The sequence below is a fragment of the Crossiella sp. SN42 genome, from assembly GCF_023897065.1.
In the GTDB taxonomy this organism is placed as follows: Bacteria; Actinomycetota; Actinomycetes; order Mycobacteriales; family Pseudonocardiaceae; genus Crossiella.
The window spans coordinates 112,979-135,843 of sequence record NZ_JAMHIV010000016.1; the positions used below are offsets into that span (position 1 = coordinate 112,979).

General features: G+C 70.5%; 20 protein-coding genes, 1 tRNA gene and 1 other RNA gene. 9 read left to right on the forward strand and 13 right to left on the reverse strand.

The window, feature by feature from the left end; translation table 11 throughout:
* Positions 1-27 precede the first annotated feature (27 nt).
* Positions 28-765 carry a helix-turn-helix domain-containing protein gene (locus M8C13_RS20290; RefSeq protein ID WP_252482214.1) on the forward strand — a complete coding sequence of 246 codons (738 nt, stop codon included), beginning with the start codon at positions 28-30 and terminating at the stop codon, positions 763-765.
* On the opposite strand, the gene M8C13_RS45105 is transcribed toward M8C13_RS20290, so the two are convergent.
* The gene (locus M8C13_RS45105; protein ID WP_308202829.1) at positions 762-1,196 is read right to left on the reverse strand and encodes a DUF523 domain-containing protein; all 435 of its coding nucleotides are present in this window, start codon (positions 1,194-1,196) and stop codon (positions 762-764) included. The genes M8C13_RS20290 and M8C13_RS45105 overlap by 4 nt on opposite strands.
* Before the next feature lie 546 nt (positions 1,197-1,742).
* Positions 1,743-2,114, reverse strand: a transfer-messenger RNA (tmRNA) gene (gene ssrA / locus M8C13_RS20295).
* A gap of 148 nt (positions 2,115-2,262) precedes the next feature.
* Here ssrA and M8C13_RS20300 point away from each other — a divergent pair.
* Positions 2,263-3,531 carry a sensor histidine kinase gene (locus tag M8C13_RS20300; protein ID WP_252482215.1) on the forward strand — a complete coding sequence of 423 codons (1,269 nt, stop codon included), beginning with the start codon at positions 2,263-2,265 and terminating at the stop codon, positions 3,529-3,531.
* On the forward strand, positions 3,519-4,160 hold the full coding sequence (locus M8C13_RS20305) for a response regulator transcription factor (protein WP_252482216.1): 642 nt from the start codon (positions 3,519-3,521) through the stop codon (positions 4,158-4,160). Before M8C13_RS20300 ends, M8C13_RS20305 begins: the two co-directional genes overlap by 13 nt.
* Positions 4,161-4,209: 49 nt before the next feature.
* On the opposite strand, the gene M8C13_RS20310 is transcribed toward M8C13_RS20305, so the two are convergent.
* The 7 genes from M8C13_RS20310 to M8C13_RS20340 form a co-directional block, all read right to left on the reverse strand.
* Complete coding sequence (locus M8C13_RS20310) at positions 4,210-5,097, reverse strand: amidohydrolase family protein (protein WP_252482217.1); 888 nt, start codon at positions 5,095-5,097, stop codon at positions 4,210-4,212.
* The gene (gene smpB / locus M8C13_RS20315; RefSeq protein WP_252482218.1) at positions 5,094-5,570 is read right to left on the reverse strand and encodes an SsrA-binding protein SmpB; all 477 of its coding nucleotides are present in this window, start codon (positions 5,568-5,570) and stop codon (positions 5,094-5,096) included. The genes M8C13_RS20310 and smpB overlap by 4 nt, the downstream gene beginning before the upstream one ends.
* 31 nt (positions 5,571-5,601) lie before the next feature.
* Complete coding sequence (ftsX, locus tag M8C13_RS20320) at positions 5,602-6,504, reverse strand: permease-like cell division protein FtsX (RefSeq protein ID WP_252482219.1); 903 nt, start codon at positions 6,502-6,504, stop codon at positions 5,602-5,604.
* 50 nt (positions 6,505-6,554) lie between these two features.
* Positions 6,555-7,244: a cell division ATP-binding protein FtsE gene (ftsE, locus tag M8C13_RS20325; protein ID WP_252482220.1), complete on the reverse strand. Its 690-nt coding sequence runs from the start codon at positions 7,242-7,244 to the stop codon at positions 6,555-6,557.
* A gap of 210 nt (positions 7,245-7,454) precedes the next feature.
* Positions 7,455-8,558 (reverse strand): peptide chain release factor 2, encoded by a 1,104-nt coding sequence (gene prfB, locus M8C13_RS20330; RefSeq protein ID WP_256509363.1) that lies wholly within the window; start codon positions 8,556-8,558, stop codon positions 7,455-7,457.
* A 23-nt stretch (positions 8,559-8,581) separates the two neighbouring features.
* On the reverse strand, positions 8,582-9,082 hold the full coding sequence (locus M8C13_RS20335; RefSeq protein WP_252482222.1) for a PadR family transcriptional regulator: 501 nt from the start codon (positions 9,080-9,082) through the stop codon (positions 8,582-8,584).
* A 97-nt stretch (positions 9,083-9,179) separates the two neighbouring features.
* Positions 9,180-10,781, reverse strand: a complete 1,602-nt coding sequence (locus M8C13_RS20340; RefSeq protein ID WP_252482223.1) for a thiamine pyrophosphate-binding protein — start codon at positions 10,779-10,781, stop codon at positions 9,180-9,182.
* 141 nt (positions 10,782-10,922) lie between these two features.
* Here M8C13_RS20340 and M8C13_RS20345 point away from each other — a divergent pair, with 141 nt between their 5' ends.
* Positions 10,923-11,891, forward strand: a complete 969-nt coding sequence (locus tag M8C13_RS20345; RefSeq protein ID WP_252482224.1) for a helix-turn-helix domain-containing protein — start codon at positions 10,923-10,925, stop codon at positions 11,889-11,891.
* 163 nt (positions 11,892-12,054) lie between these two features.
* Positions 12,055-12,291, forward strand: a complete 237-nt coding sequence (locus tag M8C13_RS20350; RefSeq protein WP_252482225.1) for a hypothetical protein — start codon at positions 12,055-12,057, stop codon at positions 12,289-12,291.
* A 76-nt stretch (positions 12,292-12,367) separates the two neighbouring features.
* On the opposite strand, the gene M8C13_RS20355 is transcribed toward M8C13_RS20350, so the two are convergent.
* Entirely contained in the window at positions 12,368-13,582 is a 1,215-nt protein-coding gene (locus M8C13_RS20355; RefSeq protein WP_252482226.1) for a cytochrome P450, read from the reverse strand.
* A gap of 92 nt (positions 13,583-13,674) precedes the next feature.
* On the opposite strand from M8C13_RS20355, the gene M8C13_RS20360 reads away from it, so the two are divergent.
* On the forward strand, positions 13,675-14,250 hold the full coding sequence (locus tag M8C13_RS20360; protein WP_252482227.1) for a TetR/AcrR family transcriptional regulator: 576 nt from the start codon (positions 13,675-13,677) through the stop codon (positions 14,248-14,250).
* A gap of 135 nt (positions 14,251-14,385) precedes the next feature.
* Here the strand turns inward: M8C13_RS20360 and M8C13_RS20365 are convergent.
* Positions 14,386-14,459 (reverse strand) — tRNA-Met (locus tag M8C13_RS20365).
* A gap of 281 nt (positions 14,460-14,740) precedes the next feature.
* Positions 14,741-17,683, reverse strand: coding sequence for a UPF0182 family protein (locus M8C13_RS20370; protein WP_256509393.1), 2,943 nt, complete (start codon positions 17,681-17,683; stop codon positions 14,741-14,743).
* Positions 17,684-17,864: 181 nt separating this feature from the next.
* On the opposite strand from M8C13_RS20370, the gene M8C13_RS20375 reads away from it, so the two are divergent.
* The gene (locus M8C13_RS20375; RefSeq protein WP_374213105.1) at positions 17,865-18,398 is read left to right on the forward strand and encodes a PPA1309 family protein; all 534 of its coding nucleotides are present in this window, start codon (positions 17,865-17,867) and stop codon (positions 18,396-18,398) included.
* A gap of 57 nt (positions 18,399-18,455) precedes the next feature.
* Here the strand turns inward: M8C13_RS20375 and M8C13_RS20380 are convergent, their stop codons facing one another.
* Positions 18,456-19,478, reverse strand: coding sequence for a PDZ domain-containing protein (locus M8C13_RS20380; protein ID WP_252482230.1), 1,023 nt, complete (start codon positions 19,476-19,478; stop codon positions 18,456-18,458).
* 68 nt (positions 19,479-19,546) lie between these two features.
* Between M8C13_RS20380 and M8C13_RS20385 the strand changes: the two genes are divergently transcribed.
* On the forward strand, positions 19,547-20,971 hold the full coding sequence (locus M8C13_RS20385) for a zinc-dependent metalloprotease (protein ID WP_252482231.1): 1,425 nt from the start codon (positions 19,547-19,549) through the stop codon (positions 20,969-20,971).
* A gap of 510 nt (positions 20,972-21,481) precedes the next feature.
* Positions 21,482-22,864 (forward strand): cellulase family glycosylhydrolase, encoded by a 1,383-nt coding sequence (locus M8C13_RS20390; RefSeq protein ID WP_252482232.1) that lies wholly within the window; start codon positions 21,482-21,484, stop codon positions 22,862-22,864.
* Position 22,865 lies beyond the last annotated feature (1 nt).

A 22,865-nucleotide genomic window follows, 5' to 3' on the forward strand; every position in this document is an offset into this window, starting at 1 on the left:
TGAACAAACGCGACATAGGATCCCCGCGTGCCCCGGGACCCCCGCGAACTGGCAGGCGCCTGGCAGCAGTACCAGCGCCACACCTACGCCGCCCCGTCCCCCGACCTGGCGCCCTACGTCGAGCGCTACTGGTCAGCCGCCTGGTCCTATCCCACCCCGTACGAGCAGAAGATCGTCCCGTACCCCCACGTGCACCTGACCTTCCAGGCCGGCGCGGTCACCCTCAACGGGGTCCGCACCGGCTACCACCTCAGGCGCCTGGCAGGCACCGACGAGGTCTTCGGCGTCCAGTTCCGCCCCGGCTGCTTCCGCCCGTTCCTCAACGCCCCGGTCAGCACCATCACCAACAAGACCCTGGACGCCACACCCCTTTTCGGCCCACCCCCACCCCTGACCACCGAGGCGGTCGAAACCTACCTACGCCCCCACCTACCACCCCAAGACCCCCGAACCGAAGAAGCCGCGGACGTAGTCCACACCATCGCCACCACCCCCACCCTCACCAGAGTGGAAGACCTTGCCCAGCACGAAAAAACCACGGTCCGCCAACTCCAGCGCCTGTTCCACGACTACGTGGGCGCCACCCCCAAGTGGGTGATCCGCCGCTACCGCCTGCACGAGGTGACCCAACGCCTGGCCAACCACGACCCCATCAACTGGTCAGCCCTGGCAGCCGACCTCGGCTACGCCGACCAACCCCACCTGACCCGAGACTTCAAGTCCATCTTCGGCGAAACCCCCACCGCCTACGCCGCCCGCTACTAGACCTCAATCCCGTTACGCCGCAACAAAGCCGCCGCAACCCCCACCCCGTCAACCAACGTCCCACTGAACGACCCGTCATACCGCCGACGCGCCCCACAAGACGGACTCCGCTCCTGCAACACCGCCCGCGAGGCCCCCACCGCAGTGGCAATGGCCAACATCCGCCGGGCCCCAGCAAGGTACTGCGCGGTCACATCCGCCCCCGTGTCCTCCACCACCCGCGCCCGCCCATCCAGCACGTCATCCCCATCCCCACCCACAATCTCCGCAGGCCGCCGAGGCGTGGCAAGCCCACCCAACAACTCAGGACAAACAGGCACCGCCACCCCCTCGTCCACCAGCGCAACCACCCCCGGATCGGCCTTGTCCCGCCCGTCATACCGACACCGAACCCCAGCCAAACAAGCACTAACCACCAAAGGCTTCCCCACACCCCCACCCTAGGCACCAAAGACCCAAGGACACAGAACTCAAAGCGCGAGAGCAGCGGGACGCGGGCCAGCAAGACGCAGGACGCGAGACGCCGGGGCAGCGGGGCGGGGGCGCGGGATGCGGGGGGTGTAGGGCGCGGGATGCCGGGGCAGCGAGGCGCAGGGTCGCGGGACGCGGGGGCACCGAGGCGCAGGGTCGCGGGACGCGGGGGCACCGAGGCGCAGGGTCGCGGAACGCGAGACGCGAGCCGCGGGACGCGAGGGCAGCGAGACGCAGGGTCGCGGGACGCGGGACGGGAGGGCAGCGAGACGCAGGAGCAGCGAGACGCGGGGACGCGAGCCGCGGAGGCAGCGAGCCGCGAGCGTAAGGCGCAGCCGAACCGCAGAGGCCCCGGGCGAAAAGAAAGAAAACCCAACGCAACTCACACCGGCGATGGGGGTCCGGGGGCAAGCCCCCGGCTGGGGGTCCGGGGGTTCGACCCCCGGTGTGATGCCGAAGGCCGAGCCATGCCCGCGCTTTCCGCGGGCATGGCTCGGCCTTCGGTCGAGTGGAGGTGCCGGGAATCGAACCCGGGTCCTCTGTCGCTTTGCCAGGACTTCTCCGTGCGCAGTCTGCTGTGTCTCTACTCGGCCCTGTTGATCACACAGACATGTTCAACATGACGGGCCCAGTCACTGTGGGTTTCCCCGTTGCTCCCCGTGACCGGGAACGCGGGTAAGTCTCCTAGCTGATGCCGGGCACCGGGTCGGAGACGCACCCGGGCCGACAGCGTTGCTCTTACCGTCAGGCGGCGAGAGCGAACGCGCGCTGATTGTTGTCGGCGCTTGATTTTTTTGCAGCGACGCTTGCGGTGGTCATCTGCCTGCACCGGCACGCTTCCCCTGACTCAACGTCCAGAGTCGAAACCGTTCACCCCCGTGGGTTGTGGATCTGCTTCCACCAAGGATAACGCTTCGGAGGCCGCCGGTCATTCCGGTTCCCCCCGCGGCGGTGGGGACAGCCCTACCACCAGGTGACAGGGCTCCTCCATGGTTGACCGGAGCGGCATGCCGCAGGCTTTGCGGTATGACGGAGACCACCGCCCCGCGCCGAGTCGGCGACAGCGTGAAGAGCGCCGCCCGCTCCGCGCTCTACCTGCTGTCCGGGTTCCCGCTGAGCCTGTTCTGGTTCGTGCTGTTCGTGACCCTGCTGGCGGTCAGCGTGGGCACCGCGATCATCTGGGTGGGCGTCTTCCTGTTCATCGCCACCCTCTTCCTCGCCCGGGGCGCGGCCAGCCTGGAGCGGATCTGGCTTGGCATCGTGATGGGCCACGCGGTGCCCCAGCCCTACCGCAGGCTGCCCGAGGGCGGGCCGCTGACCAAGCTCAAGCGCCTGGTGTCCGACCCCGCCACCTGGCGTGACCTGGCCTTCCTGGTGGTGTTGTTCCCGGTTCGGCTGTTCGGCTTCATCTTCGGGCTGCTGCTGACCGTGCTGCCGCTGCCCTTCCTGAGCGCGCCGTTCTGGTACTGGACGGTGCCCGGCGGCATCCAGATGAACCTGGCCTTCAGCTGGAGCATCGACACCCTGTGGGAGTCCCTGCTGGCGGTGCCGATCGGCGTGGTGCTGGCCGTGCCCTGCCTGGCCGGCCTGCGCGGGCTCGGCTGGGTCTACGGCCAGCTGGCCGCCGCCCTGCTGCGGCCCAGCTCGGTGCAGGCGCTGGCCACCGAGGCGACCGAGCTGCGGGCCAGCCGGGCCCGCGGGGTGGACGCGGCCGAGGCCGAGCGCAGGCGGATCGAGCGGGACCTGCACGACGGAGCCCAGCAGCGCCTGGTCTCGGTGGCCATGGAGCTCGGCCGCGCCAAGGCCAAGCTGGACACCGACCCGGAGGCCGCGCGGGTGCTCATCGACGGCGCGCACTCCGAGGCCAAGCAGGCCATCGCCGAGCTGCGTGACCTGGCCCGCGGCATCTACCCCGCCGTGCTCGGCGACCGTGGCCTGGACGCCGCGCTCTCCGCACTGGCCGGTCGCTGCCCGGTGCCGGTGCACGTCTCGGTGGAGCTGCCACAGCGGCCGCCGGCCGTGGTGGAGAGCACCGCGTACTACATCGTGGCGGAGTCGCTGACCAACGTGGCCAAGCACGCGAAGGCGGTCACGGTCGCGGTGACCGTGCAGCGGCACGGGGACCGGGTGCTGGTGGAGGTCTACGACGACGGCAAGGGCGGCGCCACGCCGCAACCGGGGGGTGGGCTGGCCGGGCTGGCCGACCGGGCTGCCACCATCGACGGTGTGCTGACCGTGGAGAGTCCCGTGGGCGGGCCGACCAAGATCCGGGCGGAGCTGCCGTGCGCGTGGTGATCGCCGAGGACTCGGTGCTGCTGCGGGCAGGCATCGAGCGGCTGCTGGCCGATGACGACATCCACACCGTGGCCAGCACCGGGGACGGCGCGGACCTGCTGGACCTGGTGACCGAGCACAAGCCGGACCTGGCCGTGGTGGACGTGCGGATGCCGCCGACCTTCACCGACGAGGGCCTGCGCGCGGCGCTGGCGGTCCGGGACCACTACCCCGGCTTCCCGGTGCTGGTGCTCTCCCAGTACGTGGAGGAGCGCTACGCGGTGGAGCTGATCGGCGGCGGCGCGGCCGGGGTGGGCTACCTGCTCAAGGAGCGGGTGGCCGACGTGGCCGAGTTCGTGGACGCGGTCCGCCGGGTCGCCGCGGGCGGCACCAGCATCGACCCGGACGTGATCGCCCAGCTGCTCGGCCGCCGCCGCGACCCGCTGGAACAGCTCACCCCGCGCGAGCGCGAGGTGCTGACGCTGATGGCCGAGGGCCACTCCAACCTGGCCATCGCCAAGACGCTGCGGGTCTCCGACGGCGCGGTGGAGAAGCACATCGGCAACATCTTCGCCAAGCTCACCCTCGAACCCACGCCGGACGAGCACCGCAGGGTCCGCGCCGTGCTGACCTACCTGGGCCACCACTGACCAGCTGCGGGCCCCGGCCGGACCGGCGTGGCGGTGATCGCGGCCTGAGTCAGCGGCCGAGCAGCCGGGCCGGGGTGTCGTGCAGCACCGCGCGCAGGAACTCCGGCCCCAGGTCCTGCGCCCAGCCCGCGATCGCCCGCAGCTGCTCGCTGTACTCGTAAGGAATATTCGGGTAGTCGGTGCCCAGCGCCACCCGGTCGCCGAACTCGGCCAGCCGCGCGGTCCAGTCCGCAGGCAGCGGCGCGTTCCGCTCGGTGAAGGCCACCCCGACCATGGTGGTGTCCAGGTGCACCCTCGGGTAGCGGCGCAGCAGCTCCAGCGCGGCCAGGTAGTCCGGGGTGCCCGCGTGCGCGAGCACCGCGGTCAGCCGGGGATGGCGGCGCAGCACCGTCTCGAAGACGTCCAGCCCGGTGTGCCTGCCGGGCAGCGGCCCGTGTCCACAGTGGATGACCACCGGCACCCCGGACTCGGCGATCAGGCCCCACACCTTGTCCAGCAACGGATCCGCCGGGTCGTAGTCGCCGACCTGCACGTGCGCCTTCAGGCAGCGCACGCCGCGCTCCAGCGCGCGGGCCAGGTAGGCGTCCGCGCCGGGCTCGGGGTAGAAGGTGGCGGTGGGCACCGCGTCCGGCTCCCGCTCGGCGAACTCCGCGGCCCAGTCGTTGAGCCACTCGGCCATGGCCGGCTTGTGCGGGTAGAGCAGCGGCGCGAAACCGATCACGCCGAAGCCGCGCAGCACCGCCAGCCTGGTCGGCTCGTCGAAGCGGTAGCGCACCGGCCAGGCCACGCCGTAGTGCTCGCTGGCGGCGTCGAAGTAGGCCCAGACCTTGGCCAGCACCCGCTCCGGCATGAAGTGCACGTGGATGTCGATGAGTCCGGGCAGACCGAGCCCGCGCACCCAGTCGCGGATCTGCTCGTCGCTGCCCGGCCCGGTCACCACTTGCCCTTGCGGATGCGCCCGGCGACCTTGGCCACCTCGCGCTCGGCGTCCCGCTTGGCCAGGTCGTGCCGCTTGTCGTAGGACTTCTTGCCGCGGGCCAGGGCCAGCTCGATCTTGACCTTGCCGTCGTTGAAGTACATCGACAGCGGCACCAGGCTCAGCCCGCTCTCCTTGAGCTTGCCGATCAGGCGCTCGATCTCCCTGCGGTGCAGCAGCAGCTTCCGGTTGCGCCGAGGGGTGTGGTTGGTCCAGGTGCCCTGGAAGTACTCCGGGATGTGCACGTTCCGCAGCCACACCTCGCCGTCGTCCACGGTCGCGAACGCGTCGACCAGCGAGGCGCGGCCGAGACGGAGGCTCTTGACCTCCGTGCCGACCAGCACCACGCCGGCCTCGTAGGTGTCGACGATCGCGTAGTCGTGCCGAGCCTTGCGGTTCGACGCGATCACCTTGCGACCGGTTTCTTTGGGCATGAGAAGACCTTACGTGCGGGGACCAACCAGTTTACTGCCGCACGTACAGCCGCAGCGTGACGTAGCCGGTGACCGCGGAGATCACCACGCCGACCAGGAACAGCCACGGCGAGACGAAGAGCACATCGCCCATGCTGATCGCCGGGATCACGCCGTTGCGCACCGGCTCGGCCAGCACGCTGTCCACGATGGTCGACTTGATGATGGCCAGGCCGCTGACCGCGAGGATGGCGCCGATCACGCCCGCCACCACGGCCTCGATGAGGAAGGGCAGCTGGGTGTACCACCGGGTCGCGCCGACCAGGCGCATGATGCCGACCTCCGTGCGTCTGGTGAACGCGGAGACCTGGATGGTGTTGGAGATCAGCAGCAACGCGGCCAAGGCCTGCACCAGCGCGATGAAGAAGGTCGCGTTGCGCAGGCCGTTGAACACGTTGAACAGCTGGTCGATCAGCGCCCGCTGATCGTTGATCTTCGAGACGCCTGGTTTGTTGGCGTACTCCTTGGCCAGCGCCTCGAACCGGGTCGGGTCCTTGAGCTTGACCCGGAAGGAGGCCGGCAGCGACTCGGGACGGACGATCTCCACCAGGTCGCGGTTGGTCGCGTAGATCTCCTTGAACCGCTGGTAGGCCTTGTCGCGGCTCTCGTAGGTCACGGTGTCCACGAGCGGGCTCTCGGACAGGCTCTTGCGCAGCGCAGAGCAGATGTCCTGGGCGCAGTCCTTGTCATTGGCGCTGAGATCGCCAGAAAGGGTCACGCCGACCTGGAGCTTGTCGTAGTACTGGTTCTGCACCTTGTCGATGAGCCGCACGATCAGCAGGCCACCACCGAGCAGGCCGAGGGAGATCGCCGTCGTCAGGATCATCGCGATCGTCATCGTGATGTTCCGGCGCAGGCCGGTGATGACTTCGCTGAACACAAAACTGGCGCGCATCGGGCTTCGGCGTTCCTTGGGTAGTCGGGGAGGAGGAGACGGGACCGGAACTACCGGCCGACGCCGTAGACCCCTCGGGCGTCGTCGCGGATGACCTTGCCGAGGTGCAGCTCCACCACCCGGCGGCGCATGGCGTCGACGATCGAGTGGTCGTGCGTCGCCATCAGCACGGTGGTGCCGGTGCGGTTGATCCGCTCCAGGAGCAGCATGATGTCCTGGCTGGTGTCGGGGTCCAGGTTGCCCGTGGGCTCGTCGGCCAGCAGCAGCAGGGGCCGGTTCACGAACGCTCGCGCGATCGCGACCCGCTGCTGCTCACCGCCGGAGAGCTCGTTGGGCAGCCGGTCCGCCTTGCCGTCCAGACCGACCAGTTCCAGCACCTCGGGCACCACCTTGCGGATGGTGTGCCGCGGCTTGCCGATGACCTCCAGCGCGAACGCCACGTTCTCCGCGACGGTCTTGTTCACCAGCAGCCGGAAGTCCTGGAACACACAGCCGATGCGCTGGCGGAGCCTGGGCACGCGGCGCCGCGACAGCTTGCCGACGTTGTAGTCGGCCACGTGCACGGTGCCCTTGCTCGGGGTCTCCTCCCGCAGCAGCAAGCGCAGGAACGTCGACTTGCCGGAGCCGGACGGTCCGATGAGGAAGACGAACTCGCCCTTGTCCACGTGCACCGACACATCGTCGAGCGCGGGACGGGTCGAGGTCTTGTATGCCTTGGACACGTGTTCGAGCCGAATCACGACGCCGGAGTCTACTCATGCGACGTGTGGGTGCTGTGCGACGCAAGCCCGCAAGCGGGTATTCGGTCGGTTACATGGGGTGAACGGCACTTCGACCACCCCTTTTCCGCCCGCGCATGGGCCCGATTCGTACCCCGAGTTGACCGGAACACACGGAGTGTCAACAAAAATGACCGTCCGTATCGGACACGCGCGGGCGGAGATCCGGGGTCAGCCGGTGCGGCGCCAGCGGATGCCGGCCTCCAGGAAGCCGTCGATGTCGCCGTCGAGCACCGCCGAGGGGTTGCCCACCTCGTGGTCCGTGCGCAGGTCCTTGACCATCTGGTACGGGTGCAGCACGTAGGAGCGCATCTGGTTGCCCCAGGAGCCGCCGCCCTCGCCCTTGAGCGCGTCGATCTTGGCCTTCTCCTCCTGGCGGCGGCGCTCCAGCAGCTTGGCCTGCAACACGCCCATCGCGGTGGCCTTGTTCTGCAGCTGGCTGCGCTCGTTCTGGCAGGAGACCACGATGCCGGTCGGGATGTGCGTGATGCGCACCGCGGAGTCGGTGGTGTTCACGCCCTGGCCGCCGGGACCGGAGGAGCGGTAGACGTCGATCCGCAGGTCCTTCTCGTCGATCTCCACGTGGTCGGACTGCTCGACCACGGGCACCACCTCGACCGCGGCGAAGGAGGTCTGGCGGCGGCCCTGGTTGTCGAACGGCGAGATGCGCACCAGCCGGTGCGTGCCCTGCTCGACCGAGAGCGTGCCGTAGGCAAAAGGCGCCCTGACCCGGAAGGTGGCCGACTTGATGCCGGCCTCTTCGGCGTGTGACACGTCGTACACGTCGGTGTTGTAGCCGTGCCGCTCGGCCCAGCGCAGGTACATCCGCATCAGCATCTCGGCGAAGTCGGCGGCGTCCACGCCACCGGCCTCCGCGCGCACCGAGACCAGCGCCTCGCGCGAGTCGTACTCGCCGGAGAGCAGGGTGCGCACCTCCAGGGAGGCGATCGCCTCGCGGAGCTCGGCCAGCTCCTTGTCGGCGTCGGCGGCCGAGGACGCGTCCTCCTCCTCCTCAGCCAGCTCGTAGAGCACGCTGAGGTCGTCGAGGCGGGAGCGCAGGTCGGTCACCCGGCGCAGCTCGCCCTTCTTGTGGGAGAGCTGGCTGGTGACCTGCTGGGCGCGTTCCTGGTCGTTCCACAGGTCCGGCTGGGCGACCTGCTCGTCGAGATCGGCCACCTCGGCACGCAACTTCTCGAGGCCCATCACCGCCTCCACGCTGGCCAGGGTGGCGGAGAGGTCCTTGATGTCGGCTGCGACGTCGGGGTTCACAGCCATAGAGCGTACTGGGAAGCGGCCGCTCAGGTGACGGGGATGGCGTCCAGCAGCTTGATCACGGCCCGGGTGTGCGCCACGGCGAAGTCCGCGGCGGCCTTGGCGTAGGGGTCGGCGGCGGCCTTGGCCGCGTTGCGGGCCTCGTCCAGCTGGCTGTTGTAGGCCTGCTTCGCGGTGTCCACCAGCGTCTGGCGCTGCTTGGCCGGCAACGAGCCGGCGTGCATCAGCCGCAGGATCAGCGGGCTGCGCAGGTGGTCGGGGCCGGGCTCGGTGGCCAGCCAGGCCTTGAAGGCCTTCTTGCCGGCCGCGGTGATGAGGTACTGCTGGCTGGAGCGCGGCCCCTGCTTGCCGAGCTTGAGCAAGCCGTTGTCGGCCAGCGCCGGCAGTTCCCGGTAGACCTGGCTGCGCGTGACGCTGAAGAACGCACCGAAGCGTTCCGTTGCGGCAGCAACGAGCTGGCCGCCGGTCTTGGGACCGTCGTGCAGCAGGCCGAGGAGAGCCGCGGCAGTCGCGTTCAGTTCTGACACATGTCCAACGGTGCCACGGCTTTCCCCCGCTGTCCACATTGGTCAGCCGTTCTGTCCATTGTGTATGGTCGCGCTCTGGGCCGAACGGGCCTGGTGATCACCCGAATGGCCCTCTGCGGACTGGAACCGCCGGGCGCAGGGATCCGCGGTCGTGCACCAGATGCCGGGGGCTGGGCATGGGTCCGGCAGGCACCTCCACCAGCGCGGGCTCGGCCAGGTGGACCGCCCGCGCCACCGCCGCCGTCAGCGCCTCAGGGTCGGCGGCCCTGCTGGCCTGCACGCCAAAAGCCTTGGCCAGGCTGAGGAAGTCCACGTCTGTCGGGTTCTCGTTGAACACCACGGTGACCACACCGATCCGATAACGCTGGGCGGTGGCCAGCTCCTGCGGGTTCCACGCCGCCACCCCGTCGCCGAAGAGGGCCACCACCGGCCGGTCCGGCTGGGCCAGCTTGGCGCCCAGCGCGGTGGCGAACGCGCCGCCGAGCCCGCCGTCCTGCCCGGCGGAGAGGAAGGTTCGCGGCTCCAGCACCGGGTATGCCGAGGGGACCACGCAGCCGACCGGGCCGACCTCGTCCACCAGCACGCCCTCGGCCGGGATCGCTTTGCGCAGCGCGGAAACCCAGCCCAGCTGCGGCCCGCAGGAGGTCAGCTCGCGGGCCGTCCACGCCCAGATGCGGTCCACTGTGGACACCGGCCAGTAGCTGCGCGGCCGGTCCGCCAGCGCTTCGGCCAGCGCGGCCAGGCCCAGCCGGGCGTCGGCGCACACCGCCACGTCCGGCTCCCTCGGCCCGCCCAGGTCGTGCTCGTCGGCGTTGAGCAGCACCAGCTTGGTGTGCGCGCCGATCCGGTTCGGCTCGCCCGCGGCGTCCAGGAAGCGGGCCCCGACCGCGAGCACCACATCGGCCGCCCGCAGCAGCTGTCTGCCCGCCAAGTGGGGGAAGGCCAGCGGGTGGTCGCCGGGAATCGCGCCCGGACCGCCGAGGCTGGTCACCACCGGCGCGCCGAGCGCCTCGGCCAGCGCGAGCAGCTCGGCGTCGGCGTCGGCGGCCTGCACGCCCCAGCCCGCGTACAGCACGGGTTTGTGTGCCGCGCGCAACAACTTCGCCGCGGCCTCGATCTCGCCCTGATCCGGCCGCACCGGGAGCACGCCGTCGATGCCGGGGTCCAGCAGCCGGATGTCGGCCTCGGCGGCGAGCACGTCCGGCGGCAGCTCCAGCGCCACCGGCCGGGGCCGCCCCGAGCGCAGCGCGCGGACCGCGGTGCGCACCATGGCAGGCACCTGCTCCGGCCGCCTGGCCAGCGCGCACCGGGTGGTCAGCGCGGCCAGCACACCGGACTGGTCCGGCAGCTCGTGCGGCAGGCCGAGCCCGCCGCCGATGAGGTGCGAGGGCACCTGCCCGGCCAGCAGCAGCACCGGCGTGGACCGGCTGTGCGCGGTGGCCAGGCCGGAGAGCGCGTCCAGCACCCCGGCGCCCGGCCCGACCAGGCACACCCCGATCCGGCCGGAGGCGCGGGCGTAGCCGTCGGCCATCCTGGCCGCGGCCTGCTCGTGCCGCGCGGCGTAGAAGCGCAGTGCCCCGCCGGTGCGCTCGATCGCCTCGGTGGCCGGCGCCAGCAGGTCGTGCGGCACCCCGGACAGATCGCGCACCCCTTCCGCGAGCAGCTGCGCGGCCAGGGCCTGGCCGCCCGTCATGCGCATACGCGGCGCCCCCTCGTGCTCGGTTCGCCCCGGCAGTCTTGATCGCCGACTGGAGCAACGATTGTTCGTCAGCGCACGCACAGTGGTTGGCAACGCACACGCTGACCCGGTTCACTGGACGGATACCGGGAGGAGGCCGCCATGCCCGTGCTCGTGCACACCAGCACCGTCACCGAGCGCGACCGCCTTGACTACTGGCGGGATGCCGGCGAACGGGCCGCGATGCCGATCGAGATCACCGACGCGCGGGCCGAGCACTTCCGGGCGAGCCTGCGCGGCCAGCGCTTCGGCGCGGTGCAGGTCAACGAGATCACCACCAGCCCGCACGTGATCCGGCGGGCCCGCAGGGGCGGCGAGACCGGGTACGAGCTGTGCAAGACCACCCTGGTGGCTCAGGGCAACTGCGTGCTGAACCAGGACGGCAGGCGCACCGAGCTGGGTCCTGGCGACATGGTGCTCTACGACAGCTCCCGGCCCTACGAGATGGTGATGCCGGAGGACGTGCGGCTGCTGGTGCTGCAGTACCCGCGCAAGCTGCTGGCCACCACCGACGAGGAGGACCGGCTGCTGGCCACCCGGCTGCCCACCTCGGCCGGCCTCGGCCAGGTGGTCGCCCAGCTGCTCCGGCACGTGGTGTCCACAATGGACGAGACCGACGGCGCGACCGGGGTGCGGCTCACCGACAACCTCATCGACCTGCTCGGCGTGCTGCTCGGCGAGCACAGCGCGCCGAGGTCGATCGAGCCCGACTCGGCGCGGCGCGCGCTGCTGCTGCGGGTGCTCTCCTTCGTGGAGGCCCGGCTGCACGATCCCGACCTGGACCCGGAGTCCATCGCCGCGGCGCACCACGTCTCCACCAGGTACCTGCACAAGCTGTTCGAGGACCGGCCCGAGTCGCTGGCCGCCTACGTGCGGGCCCGGCGGCTGGAGCGCTGCCGCAGCGACCTGCGGGACGTGGCCCAGGCCGGCCGTCCGGTCGCGGTGCTGGCGGCCGCCTGGGGCTTCCGGGACGCCGCGCACTTCAGCAAGGTGTTCAAGAACGCCTATGGTCTACCGCCGGGTGAGTACCGGCGCTCCTTCACGCAGCGCAGCCAGCAGCGCGTTCCTTAGCCCCACGCGGGTGGTTCGGCCGACGCGGACCGGTGTTTCCGGCGCACAGGTCTACCCCGGACGGCGCAACAGCCCGGAAGATCACTCGGCGCGGGGCTCGTCCAACGCCGTACGGGCCCCGTCGTCCGCCGACGAGCAGATCCTGTGACGGGGAGGTCCTGCCGTGCACCGCAGTTGGTTCCGAACGAAGCTGGCCGAGAAGAAGACCGAGGTGACCACCAAGGTCAAGAGCAATGTGACCGCGCGGGCGAAGGCGTTGATCCCGCAGCGGCTCACCGAGTCCGCACCACGCGACAACTGCATGGTCTGCGGCAAGAAGCTCAAGCCGCATTCCGTGGCCAACGGCGACGGCCGGGTGTGCTCGCCCGCCTGCGCGCACGCGTGGGTCAAGGGGCTCTAACCGAAACGTGGGCGGGCCGGTCCAGCCCCTCCGCTGGACCGGCCCGTTCTTCCCCCTCGACCAGCTCGTCCCCGCCTCAGCCGCCGACCCGCAGCGGCACCGAGTCGAAGCCCCGCAGCAGCGCGCCGGGCCGCCGGCGCAGCTCCGCGACGGGCACCGCCAGCTCCAGCTTCGGGTAGCGCGCCAGCAGCGCGTTGAAGGCGATCTCGCTCTCCAGCCTGGCCAGCCGCGCGCCGAGGCAGAAGTGGATCCCGTAGCCGAAGGCCAGGTGCGGGTTGTCCGCGCGGTCCAGGTCGATCTCATCCGGGTTGGCGAACCGCCGCGGGTCCCGGTTCGCCGCGCTCGTGCCGAGCAGCACGAACGTGCCCGCGGCCACCGGCACCCCGCCGATCTCGGCGTCCACGGTCGCCCGCCGGACCAGCCCCGGGTGCACCGGCCCGTCCAGCCGCAGGAACTCCTCCACCGCGGCGGCCACCAGCGCGGGCTCCTCACGCAGCCTGGCCAGCACGTCCGGCCGCTGGAGCAGCAGCACCACGCCGTTGCCGATCAGGTTGACCGTGGTCTCGTGCCCGGCGTTGAGCAGCAGCACGCCCATGGCCACCAGCTCGTCAGGGGCCAGCCGGTCGCCGTCCTCGCTGATCGCGATCAGGTCGCTGATCAGGTCGTCCGCCGGGGCCGCCCGCTTGGCCTCGATCAGCCCGCTCATGTAGGCGACCAGGCCGTCGATGCCGGCCTGGGCCTCCCGGATGGCCCGCTCGGAGCCCAGGTAGGCCAGCATCTGGTGGGAGAGCGCGCTGAAGTGCGCGCGGTCCTCCGGCGGCACGCCCAGCAGCTCGCAGATCACCAGCACCGGCAGCGGGAAGGAGAAGTCGGCCACCAGGTCGATCTCGGACTGCCCGGCCACCTGGTCCAGCAGCTGCCCGGCCAGCTCGGTGATCCGCGGCCGCAGCGCGTCCACCCGCTTGGCGCTGAAGGCGCGCACCACGAGCTTGCGCAGCCGGGTGTGGTCCGGCGGGTCCACGTTGAGCATGGACCGGCCGAGCAGATCCTGGAACTTGCGCAGCACCGGCGCGGTGGGTCCCTGCAGGAGCGCCACGGACTCGCTCAGGTCGCTGCTGAACCGGGGATCGGCGAGCACCTGCCGGACGTCCTCGTGCCGGGTGACCAGATGCCGGTCCAGCCCGTCCGGGAACGCGATCGGCACCACCGGCGAGGTCTCGCGCACCCGCGTGAGCAGGTCGAACGGCTCCGGCCCCATCAGGGTGAGAAATTCAGCAGTGGGCGTCGACATGACACACTCCCCCAGATCCTGGCCCAGACTCTACGGCTGTAGAGGCTCTACAGCCGTAGAGTACACGGAACGACGCCGAGGTGCGACCGAGCATGAGCAACGAGCAGCCCACCCGCCGCGAAGCGATCGCCGACGCGGCCATCGAGGTGCTCGCCGAGGCGGGCTCCCGCGGCCTGACCCACCGCGCGGTGGACGCCAAGGCCGACCTGGCCGCCGGCTCCACCTCGTACTACTTCCGCACCCGCCTCGCCCTGCTGGAGGCCGTGCAGGCCAGGGTGAACGAGCGCCAGCTGGCCGTGATGACCGCGGTGGCCGAAGCCCAGCCCCGCACCCCGCTGGAACTGGCCCAGATGATCAGCTCACACATGCGCGCGGTGCAGGCCGACCCGACCCTGACCATCGCCACCATGGAACTGACCCTGGAGGCCGTCCGGCGCCCGGAACTGCGCCCGGGCGTCGCGGCGGCCAGAAGCCGGTTCGCGGACTGGCAGAAGCGGATGCTGCGCGCTATCGGCGGCGAGCCCTCGGAGGACCTGGCCCAGCTGCTGGCCAGCCTGGGCACCGGGATGATGGTCGAGCTGCTCAGCCTGGGCGAGGCGGTGCCCCCAGAGTTCTTCGACCCGGAGGTCCAGGCCCGCAACTTCCAGCGCCTGCTCGGCAACTACTGACCCAGGCCCGCCGAGCCCCGTCGCCCAGACTGTGCGGCCCCGCCGGTCCCATCCCGGCCACCGCGGCGGCATTGGCGCACAAACACCAAAAAGAATCCGGCCCCCAGGGCTTAAAACCCTGGGGGCCGGATCTAGTAGCGGGGACAGGATTTGAACCTGTGACCTCTGGGTTATGAGCCCAGCGAGCTACCGAGCTGCTCCACCCCGCGCCGTCTTGCTTTTTTGTTTCCGTCGTTCTTGCTGACAGGAACTACTTTACACCCACGTCCATGCATTTCCAAATCGGGGGGTAAAACCGCCCCTGACCTGCTGGAACTTCCCCCAGCCTACCCGCCCCCGGGCGACCGCCGGAGATCGTCGCCCGGCCCCTCCACCCCCAGAAAAAGCGGAAAGGCCCGGCGAACCGGGCCTGACCACGACATTCAGCTGACGGAAGGTGCGGGGCGAATCACCTGGAGACCCAGAAATGTGACCCACCCCGCACTCCCAATCATCCGCCCGGCGTCGAAGTGGGCGGTGTAGAGGTGCCCGTGCTGGGCGGCGGCGCCTGGCGGGCCTGGTCGAAACGCTTGGACGCCTCGTCCAGTTCCTTGAGCGCCTGACCCTGGGTCGCGTAGTCCCCGTCGGCCTGTGCCTTCTTGTACTTGGCCCAGGCGGTGCCCATCTCGTTGGCCGCCTTCTGGGCCGCCTCGCTCAGGCTGCCCGTGTTCGGGTTGGGCGGCGGCTGTCCCGGCGTGGTGGTGCCACCACCGGGCTGGCCGGGGTTCGTCGTGTTCGAACCCGCGCCCGCGCCGAACACCTGGTCCAGCGCCTCGGACAGGGTCGCCTTGAAGCCGACCCGGTTGCCGAAGCTGACCAGCACCCGGGCCAGCTGCGGGAAGGCGTTCTGGTCCTTGCGCTGGATGTAGATCGGCTCCACGTACAGCAGCCCGCCGGCCACCGGCAGCGTGATCAGGTTGCCGTTGACCGCGCTGGCGTTCGGGTTGTTGAACAGCGTCCGGTTCTCCGTCACCTCAGGGGTGGAGAAGAACCTGTTCTGCACCTGGCCCGGACCCTCGGTCTGGGTGTTGGTCGGCAGTCTGAGCACGTTGAGCTGGCCGTAGGTGTCCGGATCGGAGGACGCGCTCACCCAGGCGGCCAGGAACTCCCGTTTCAGACCGGTCAACGCGCTGGTCAGCTGGAAGGTCGGCTTGGTCTGGCCGTTGAGCTGGGCCACCACGTAGTACGGGGGCAGCTTGCCCTCGCGGTTGCCGGTGGCGGTGGAGGTGCCCACCGACTCGTCGGTCGGGTCGTCCGGCACGTCCCAGAACTCGTTCTGGTTGAAGAAGATGCCGGGCTGGTCGACGTGGTAGCGGGCGAGCAGGCTGCGCTGGACCTTGAACAGGTCCTCCGGGTACCGGAAGTGCTCCCGCAGCGAGGGCTTGACCTCGTTGTTGCCCTTCACCAGGCCGGGGAAGACGCCCCGCCAGGCCTTGAGCACCGGGTCCTGCTCGTCCACCGCGTACAGGGTCACCGTGCCGTCGTAGGCGTCCACGGTGGCCTTGACCGAGTTGCGGATGTAGTTGATCTGCGTGTTGGGCAGCCGGGGCTGACCGGGCAGCGAGTCCTGCACCGTCTCGCCGAGCGACATGCGCTGGGCGTACGGGTAGTTCTGCAGCGTGGTGTAGCCGTCGACGATCCACTGGATCCGGCCGTCCACCACCGCGGGGTACGGGTCGGCGTCCACGGTCAGCCACGGCGCGGCCTTCATCACCCGGTCCCGCGGGTTGCGGTTGTAGATGATCTTGGAGTCGTCGCCGATGGCGCTGGAGAACAGGATGTTGCGTTCACCCTCGTTGGCCGCGAAGGCCAGGCGGTTGAACCAGTTCCCGATCGGCACCCCACCCTTGCCGGTGTAGGTGTACTTGCTGGAGTCGGTGTCGTACTCCTGCGGCTGCCCACCCGCGGCGCCGACGATCGCGTAGTTGGTGATCTTCTCGCCGAAGTAGATCCGCGGCTGCTCCACGTTGAAGATGCTCTTCGAGGACAGGTCGCTGACCTGGTAGTTCGGGTAGCCGCCCTGGCCGCTGCCGTCCTCGATCGCGGAGTTCACCGTGTTCGCCGGGGCCGCGACGAAGCCGTCGCCGTGGGTGTAGGTGAGGTGGGCGTTGAGCCAGTCACGCTGGTTCTCGGCCAGCCCCTGCGAGTTCAGCTCGCGGACCGCGACGATGTAGTCCTGGATCTTGCCGTTGATCGTGTAGCGGTCGATGTCCAGCTTGTCGCCGAAGGCGTAGAAGTTCTTCCGCTGCTGCTGCTGGGTGAACGTCGGCGCGAGCACGTTCGGGTCCAGCAGGCGGATGTTCGGGATGGTGCCCTTGTCCGCCTTGACCTCGGCCTGCGAGGACTCGGACTTGCCGGGGTAGTCGGTGTACTTGACCTTCTCCGGAGTCAGCCCGTACGCCTGTCTGGTCGCGGCGATGTTCCGCTCGATCGACTGGGACTCCCTGGCGATCGGGTTCGGCCGCACCGAGAACTGCTCGAGCAGCAGCGGCCAGGCCGCGCCCAGCAGCACGCTGGAGAGCACCATCAGCACCGCGGCGATCACCGGGATCTGCAGGTTGCGCACGAACGCGCCGACGAAGAAGGCCACCGCGCAGATCACCGCGATGATGGTCAGGATCAGCTTCGCCGGCATCACCGCGTGCAGATCGGTGTAGGTGGCGCCGTTGAACTGGTCCTTGCGGGTGCTCAGCAGCAGCCCGAACCGGTCCAGGTAGTAGGAGACGCCGTAGAGCAGCACGAACACCCCGGCCAGCACGGCCAGCTGGACGCGCGCGGGGACGGAGAGCTGCCCGCCGCGGCCGGCCAGCCGGATGCCGCCGAAGATGTAGTGCGCGATCAGCCCGACGAAGAACGCGCCGGCCACCGCGACGAACGCCCAGGAGACCAGCCACTCGTAGAAGGGCAGGCGGAAGGCGTAGAAGCTGATGTCGTGGCCGAACTCCGGGTCGGTGACACCGAAGGACGAGGAGTTCAGGAAGAGCTGGACGCGTTCCCACTCGCTCTGCGCCGCGGTGCCCGAGACCAGGCCGACCGCGATGGGAATGCCCCACCCGACGATCCGCACCCGGGAGAGCACCGCGGTGCGGTAGCGGGAGACGGGGTCGTCCGGACCGGCCACCGGCACGAACACCGGCCGGCTTCGGTAGGCGATGAACAGGCTCAGCCCGACCGCGCCACCGATCAGCACGGCGACCGAGACGAACAGCACGATCCGGGTGAACAGCACGGTGGTGAACACCGAACGGAAGCCGACCTCGCCGAACCACAGCCAGTCGACATAGGTGCCGAGCAGCTGGGAGGCCAAGAGGAAGGCGCCGAGGACTACCGCGCCGACGATGAGCAGAATCCGACTACGTCGGGATAGCTTCGGCATCCCGACCGGGGGCCGCATGGCCACGTGAGCACGCTCCTGGGTTGCGGTCGATCAGTTTTCAGCGGTCTGGGCCGGATGTCGTCCAGGCCCGAGAGCACGGCTGAGCAACGGACAGGCATCGTCCCGTATGTCCAACTCTACGGACGGCCGTTTGGGTTCCTGACTCGCCTCGTGTTATCGAAGTGCGACGATGTGCGCCGTGTCTTCCGCACCCGACTTCACCGCCGCCCTGCCCGCAGCCGCACGAGAGGTGGACGACTTCGTCGCGACCGGTGGCTGGGACCAGCCGCCGCAGCTGTTCGCGCTGGTCCCGACGGCCGCGCTGCTGGAACAGGAACCCGAGCTGGCGGACAGCCTGGACCCCGACGCCATGCTCACCCCGATCGCGCAGGAGAGCCTGCCCGACGGTGACCTGGGCACCGCGCTGGCCCGGATCGTGTGGCCGGCCGCGGTGCAGGGCTGTGTGGTGACCCAGGAGATCGTGGTGCTGCCGCCGGAAGCGGAGGACCAGCTCAACGGTGCGGGGACCGACCCGGAGGAGGCCGCGCGGATCGCCGCCGAGCACCCGGACCGCAGGGAGGCCCGGCTGGTGGCCGCGGTGCTGCGGGACGGCACCGGCGCCTGCGTGCTGCGGGTGCGCAAGGCCCCGGACGGTCCTGGCGACGAGCTGGTCGAGCAGCCCGACCTGGCGCCGAACCTGCTGGCCGCGCTGCGGCAGACCTTCCAGGACTGAGCCGCGGCACACCGGCCGGGTTCGCCGAGGACCCGGCCGGTGTGCCGGCGTGTCCGCTCAGCAGGCGGGCGTGGGCTGGTTGCTCCGCAGCGCCTCCAGCGCGTTCACCGCCTGCTCCAGCGTGCCGACCTTGATCAGCTTGAGCCCCTCGGGGGCGCGCTGCCTGGCCTCGGCGCAGTTGCCCTCCGGCACCAGGAACACCGAAGCGCCCTGGTTGCGGGCGGCGATCATCTTGAACGGGATGCCGCCGATCGCGCCCACCTTGCCGTCGGCGTCGATCTCGCCGGTGCCCGCGACGGACTGGCCGCCGTTGATCTCACCGGGGGTCAGCTTGTCCACGATGGACAGCGCGAACATCAGCCCGGCCGAGGGGCCGCCCACGTCCTTGAGCGCGATCTTGATCTGGAAGGGCACGTCCGGCCGCTCCGCCGAGGTCACGCCGAGCACGCCCTGCGGCCGGTCCTCGGCCTTGCCCAGGGTCACCCGGGCGGTCTTCTCCGGGTCGGTGTTGTGCTGGTAGCGAACGTCGACCTGCTCGCCGGGCTTGCTGCCCTCCAGCGCGGCGCGCACCTCGGCCGCGGTGGCCACCGGCTTGCCGTTGACCGCGATGATCCGGTCGCCCGGCTCCACGATGCCCTTGAGCGCGCTGTTGTCCTCGATCTTCATCGCGAGCACCTTGACCGGGTACTTCAGGTACCGCAGCGCGGCGATCTCGGCGCTGGTCTGGGAGTCCTGGAAGGCCTTGGTGTTCTCCTGGTCGATCTGCTGCTTGGTCTTCTCCGGCGGGAACAGCTCCTCGCGCGGGGCCAGCGCGTAGTCCCCGGAGAGCCACAGGCCGAAGGCGCTGAGCAAGGTCATGCCGTCGTTGAGCGAGACCGTGGTCATGGACAGCTTGCCGCCGGTCGGGAAGGTGTTCTCACCGCCGATCTCGACCACCTGGGTGTCGTTGACCTTGCCGAGGGTGTCGTAGACCGGGCCGGGGCCGAGTGCGACATACGGCACCGGCAGCAGGGCGCCGAGCAGGCCGAGCACCAGCACGAGCACGGAACTGAAAAGCAGCGTCCAGGTACGGCGGGTCACGACCACACAGCGTACGGGGCGGGCGACGCCACCGGGTGCACCCACCACGGTCCGCGTACCGTGGAGGCATGACGGACCAGCCGTTCGGCTTCAGCGCACCGGACCCGGACGAGGGCGACGGCCGCAAGCGCTCCGAGGGAGCGGGCGGCCAGCAGAACCCCTTCGGTTTCGGCCTTCCCGGGATGCCACCCGGGGGCATTCCCGGTCTGCCGGGCATGCCGCCAGGCGGCAGCCTCGACATGGGCGCGCTCGGCCAGATGCTCAGCCAGCTCGGTCAGATGCTCAGCCAGTCGGCTGGGCAGTCCGGACCGGTCAACTACGACGTGGCCAAACAGATCGCCGTGCAGCAGCTCATCGACAGCGGCGGCAACCTCAACCCCAGCGGCCAGCAGGACACCGCGGTCGCCGACGCGGTGCGCCTGGCCGAGCTGTGGCTCGACCCGGCGACCGCGCTGCCGGTCGGCGCGCGCAGCACGCAGAGCTGGTCGGCGATGACCTGGGTCGAGCAGACCCTGCCCGCCTGGCAAAGGCTGTGCGACCCGGTGGCGCAGCGTGTCTCCGGCGCCTGGGTGGACGCCCTGCCGGACGAGGCGCGGCAGGCCGCTGGCCCGCTGCTGTCCATGGTCGGGCAGATGGGCGGGCTCGCCTTCGGCTCCCAGCTCGGCAACGCACTGGCCCAGCTCGGCGCGGAGGTGCTGACCTCCACCGAGGTCGGCCTGCCGCTCGGCCCGGAGGGCGTGGCCGCCCTGGTGCCGGCGAACGTGGAGAAGTTCACCGAGGGCCTGGGCCGCCCGGCCAGCGAGGTGCTGGTGTTCCTGGCTGCTCGCGAGGCCGCGCACCAGCGGCTGTTCGCGCACGTGCCGTGGCTGCGGCAGCGGCTGATGGCCACGGTCGAGGAGTTCGCCAGCGGCATCAAGGTCGACGTGGCCGCCCTGGAGAACCTCGCCGGCCAGATCGACCCCAGCAACCCCGCCGCCCTGGAAGAGGCGATGGGCTCCGGCGTCCTCAACCCGGAGCACTCCCCAGAACAGAAGGCGGCGCTGGCTCGCCTGGAGACCATGCTGGCCCTGGTCGAGGGCTGGGTGGACGTGGTGGTCGGCGACGCGGTCGGCGACCGTCTCCCCGGCGCCGACGCCCTCCGCGAGACCCTGCGCCGCCGACGCGCCAGCGGCGGCCCGGCGGAACAGACCTTCGCCACCCTGGTCGGCCTGGAGCTCCGCCCGCGCCGCCTGCGCGCCGCGGCGGCACTGTGGCGGGTGATGACCGACCAGCACGGCATCACCGGCCGCGACTCGGTCTGGGAACACCCGGACCTGATCCCCACCGCCGAGGACCTGGACGACCCGCTGGGCTTCGCCGAACGCTGGGGCCAGGACAACGCGGACCTGGACGACCCGATCGCGGCGATCCAGCGCGCCGAGGAGGCGGAACGCCGCGAGCAGGGCAAGGACGAGAAGGACAAGGGCGGCGACGAAGGTCCGGCCCGCGACTGACGAAGGTCGCGAGCCCGGACCGGACCATCCGGCACGCGGCGGACGGCTCGGCTCCGAGCCGTCCAGCCCGCGGTCAATGACGCTGGCCCCGGTCGCTCAGTCCGCTCCGGCCGCTCAGTCCGCGCGGCGAGCGGGCCTGATTCCAGCCGTCCGGCCCTCGACCGGCAGTTGGCCTCGTCCATCCGGCCCCGATCAGCGGCCTCGGCCCGGGCGGTCCAGGTCGCGACCAGCGGTGAGGCCCAACCACTCATTCCGCGCGACCAGTGGTCTCGGCCCAGTCGCCCAGCCTGCGACCAGCGACATTGGCCCCGACCGCTCCGCCCGCGCGGCCAACGGGCCCGGTCCCGTCCGCTTCGCCCGCGGCCAACGGGCTCACCCCAGCCGTCCAGCCCGCGACCGGCGGCTTTGTCCCCTCCATCCGGCTCGCGCCCCGGCGACCTCGGCCCCCTCCATCCGGCCCCGCGACTAACGGGGCTGGTCCCGGCGGGCCGCGCGCGGTGCCATGAAACGGTGTCCGCTGACCTGCCCCGCCGCGCCTTCCTCCGCGGCGCGGCCGCCCTCCCGCTCGCCGGGACCACCGCGGCCGCCGCCACCCAGCCCGCCGCCGCCAACACCCCCGCCGACTCCGGCGCCGCGCACGCCGCCGAGCCCCTGGCCGGCGACGATGCCGCCCGCAAGCGCCGCCGGGTGCGCTTCGGCGTCAACTACGTGCCCTCCCGCAACTGGTGGTTCAGCTGGGCCGACTGGGATCGTGGCTCGATCGCCCGTGACCTGGCCCAGATCGCCGCGCTCGGCATGGACCACATCCGGATCATGTGCGTCTGGCCGGAGCTCCAGCCCAACCCGCACTACGTCCGCGGCGAGCAGCTCGACCGGGTCGCCGAACTGCTCGACCTGGCCGACCGGTTCCGGCTGGACGTCGAGGTCACCGTGTTCAACGGCGCGGTCAGCGGGCTGCTGTTCGTGCCGCCCTGGCTGATCGACAACGGCAACGGCAAGGTCCGCGACTTCTTCACCGACCCGGACGCGCTGGCCGCCCAGCACCGCCTGCTCGAAGCCCTGGCCACCCGCATCGGCCGCCACCGCCGGTTCCTGGGCTTCGACCTGTCCAACGAGGTGCACTGGGCCGGCATCCCGCTCGGCCTGAAACCCACCCCGGCCCAGGGCGACGCCTGGCACAACACCCTGTTCGCCACCTGTGAGCGGGTGGCCCCCGGCAAGCTGCATGTGTCCGGAATTGACCACTACCCCTGGCTCACCGACGCCTATTTCAGCCGCGACGGACTGGCCACCAGCGGCACCGCCTCAGCCGTGCACACCTGGGCGGGCTGGACCAGGGTGATCCAGGACTTCGGCCCGCTGTCCACCCCGTCGGTGCACTACTCGGAATACTTCATCGAGGTGATCAAGGCTTTCCACCAGGACCTGCGCCGCCAGGTGTGGGTGGAGGAGACCGGTGTGTCGACCAAGTGGATGGCCGCCGAGCTGATCCCGGAGTGGACCGAGCGGTCGATCCGGGCGATGGCCTCCTGCGGTGAGCTGTTCGGCGTGAGCTGGTGGTGCTCCCACGACCTCAACCCGAAGCTGTCCGGTTTCAACCCGCTCGAATACGACCTCGGCCTGCTCACCAACACCGGTGACCGCAAACCCATCGGCGACACCCTGGCCCGGCTGGTCCGCGAGTACGACCGCCACCCGCCGGCACCGCTGCCCCGGCCGGTCGCCCTGGTGCTGCCGGACAACCAGATCCCCGGCTTGGACTTCCTCAAGGCTTTCGCCCGGCTCATCGACCGGGGCATCCGCCCGGCCGTGGTCAAGCAGTCCAAGGCGAGCGATCCGGCCTACCTGGCGGCCCGCCGCATCGAGCGGCTGCTCCGGCCGGAGGAGGCGTGAC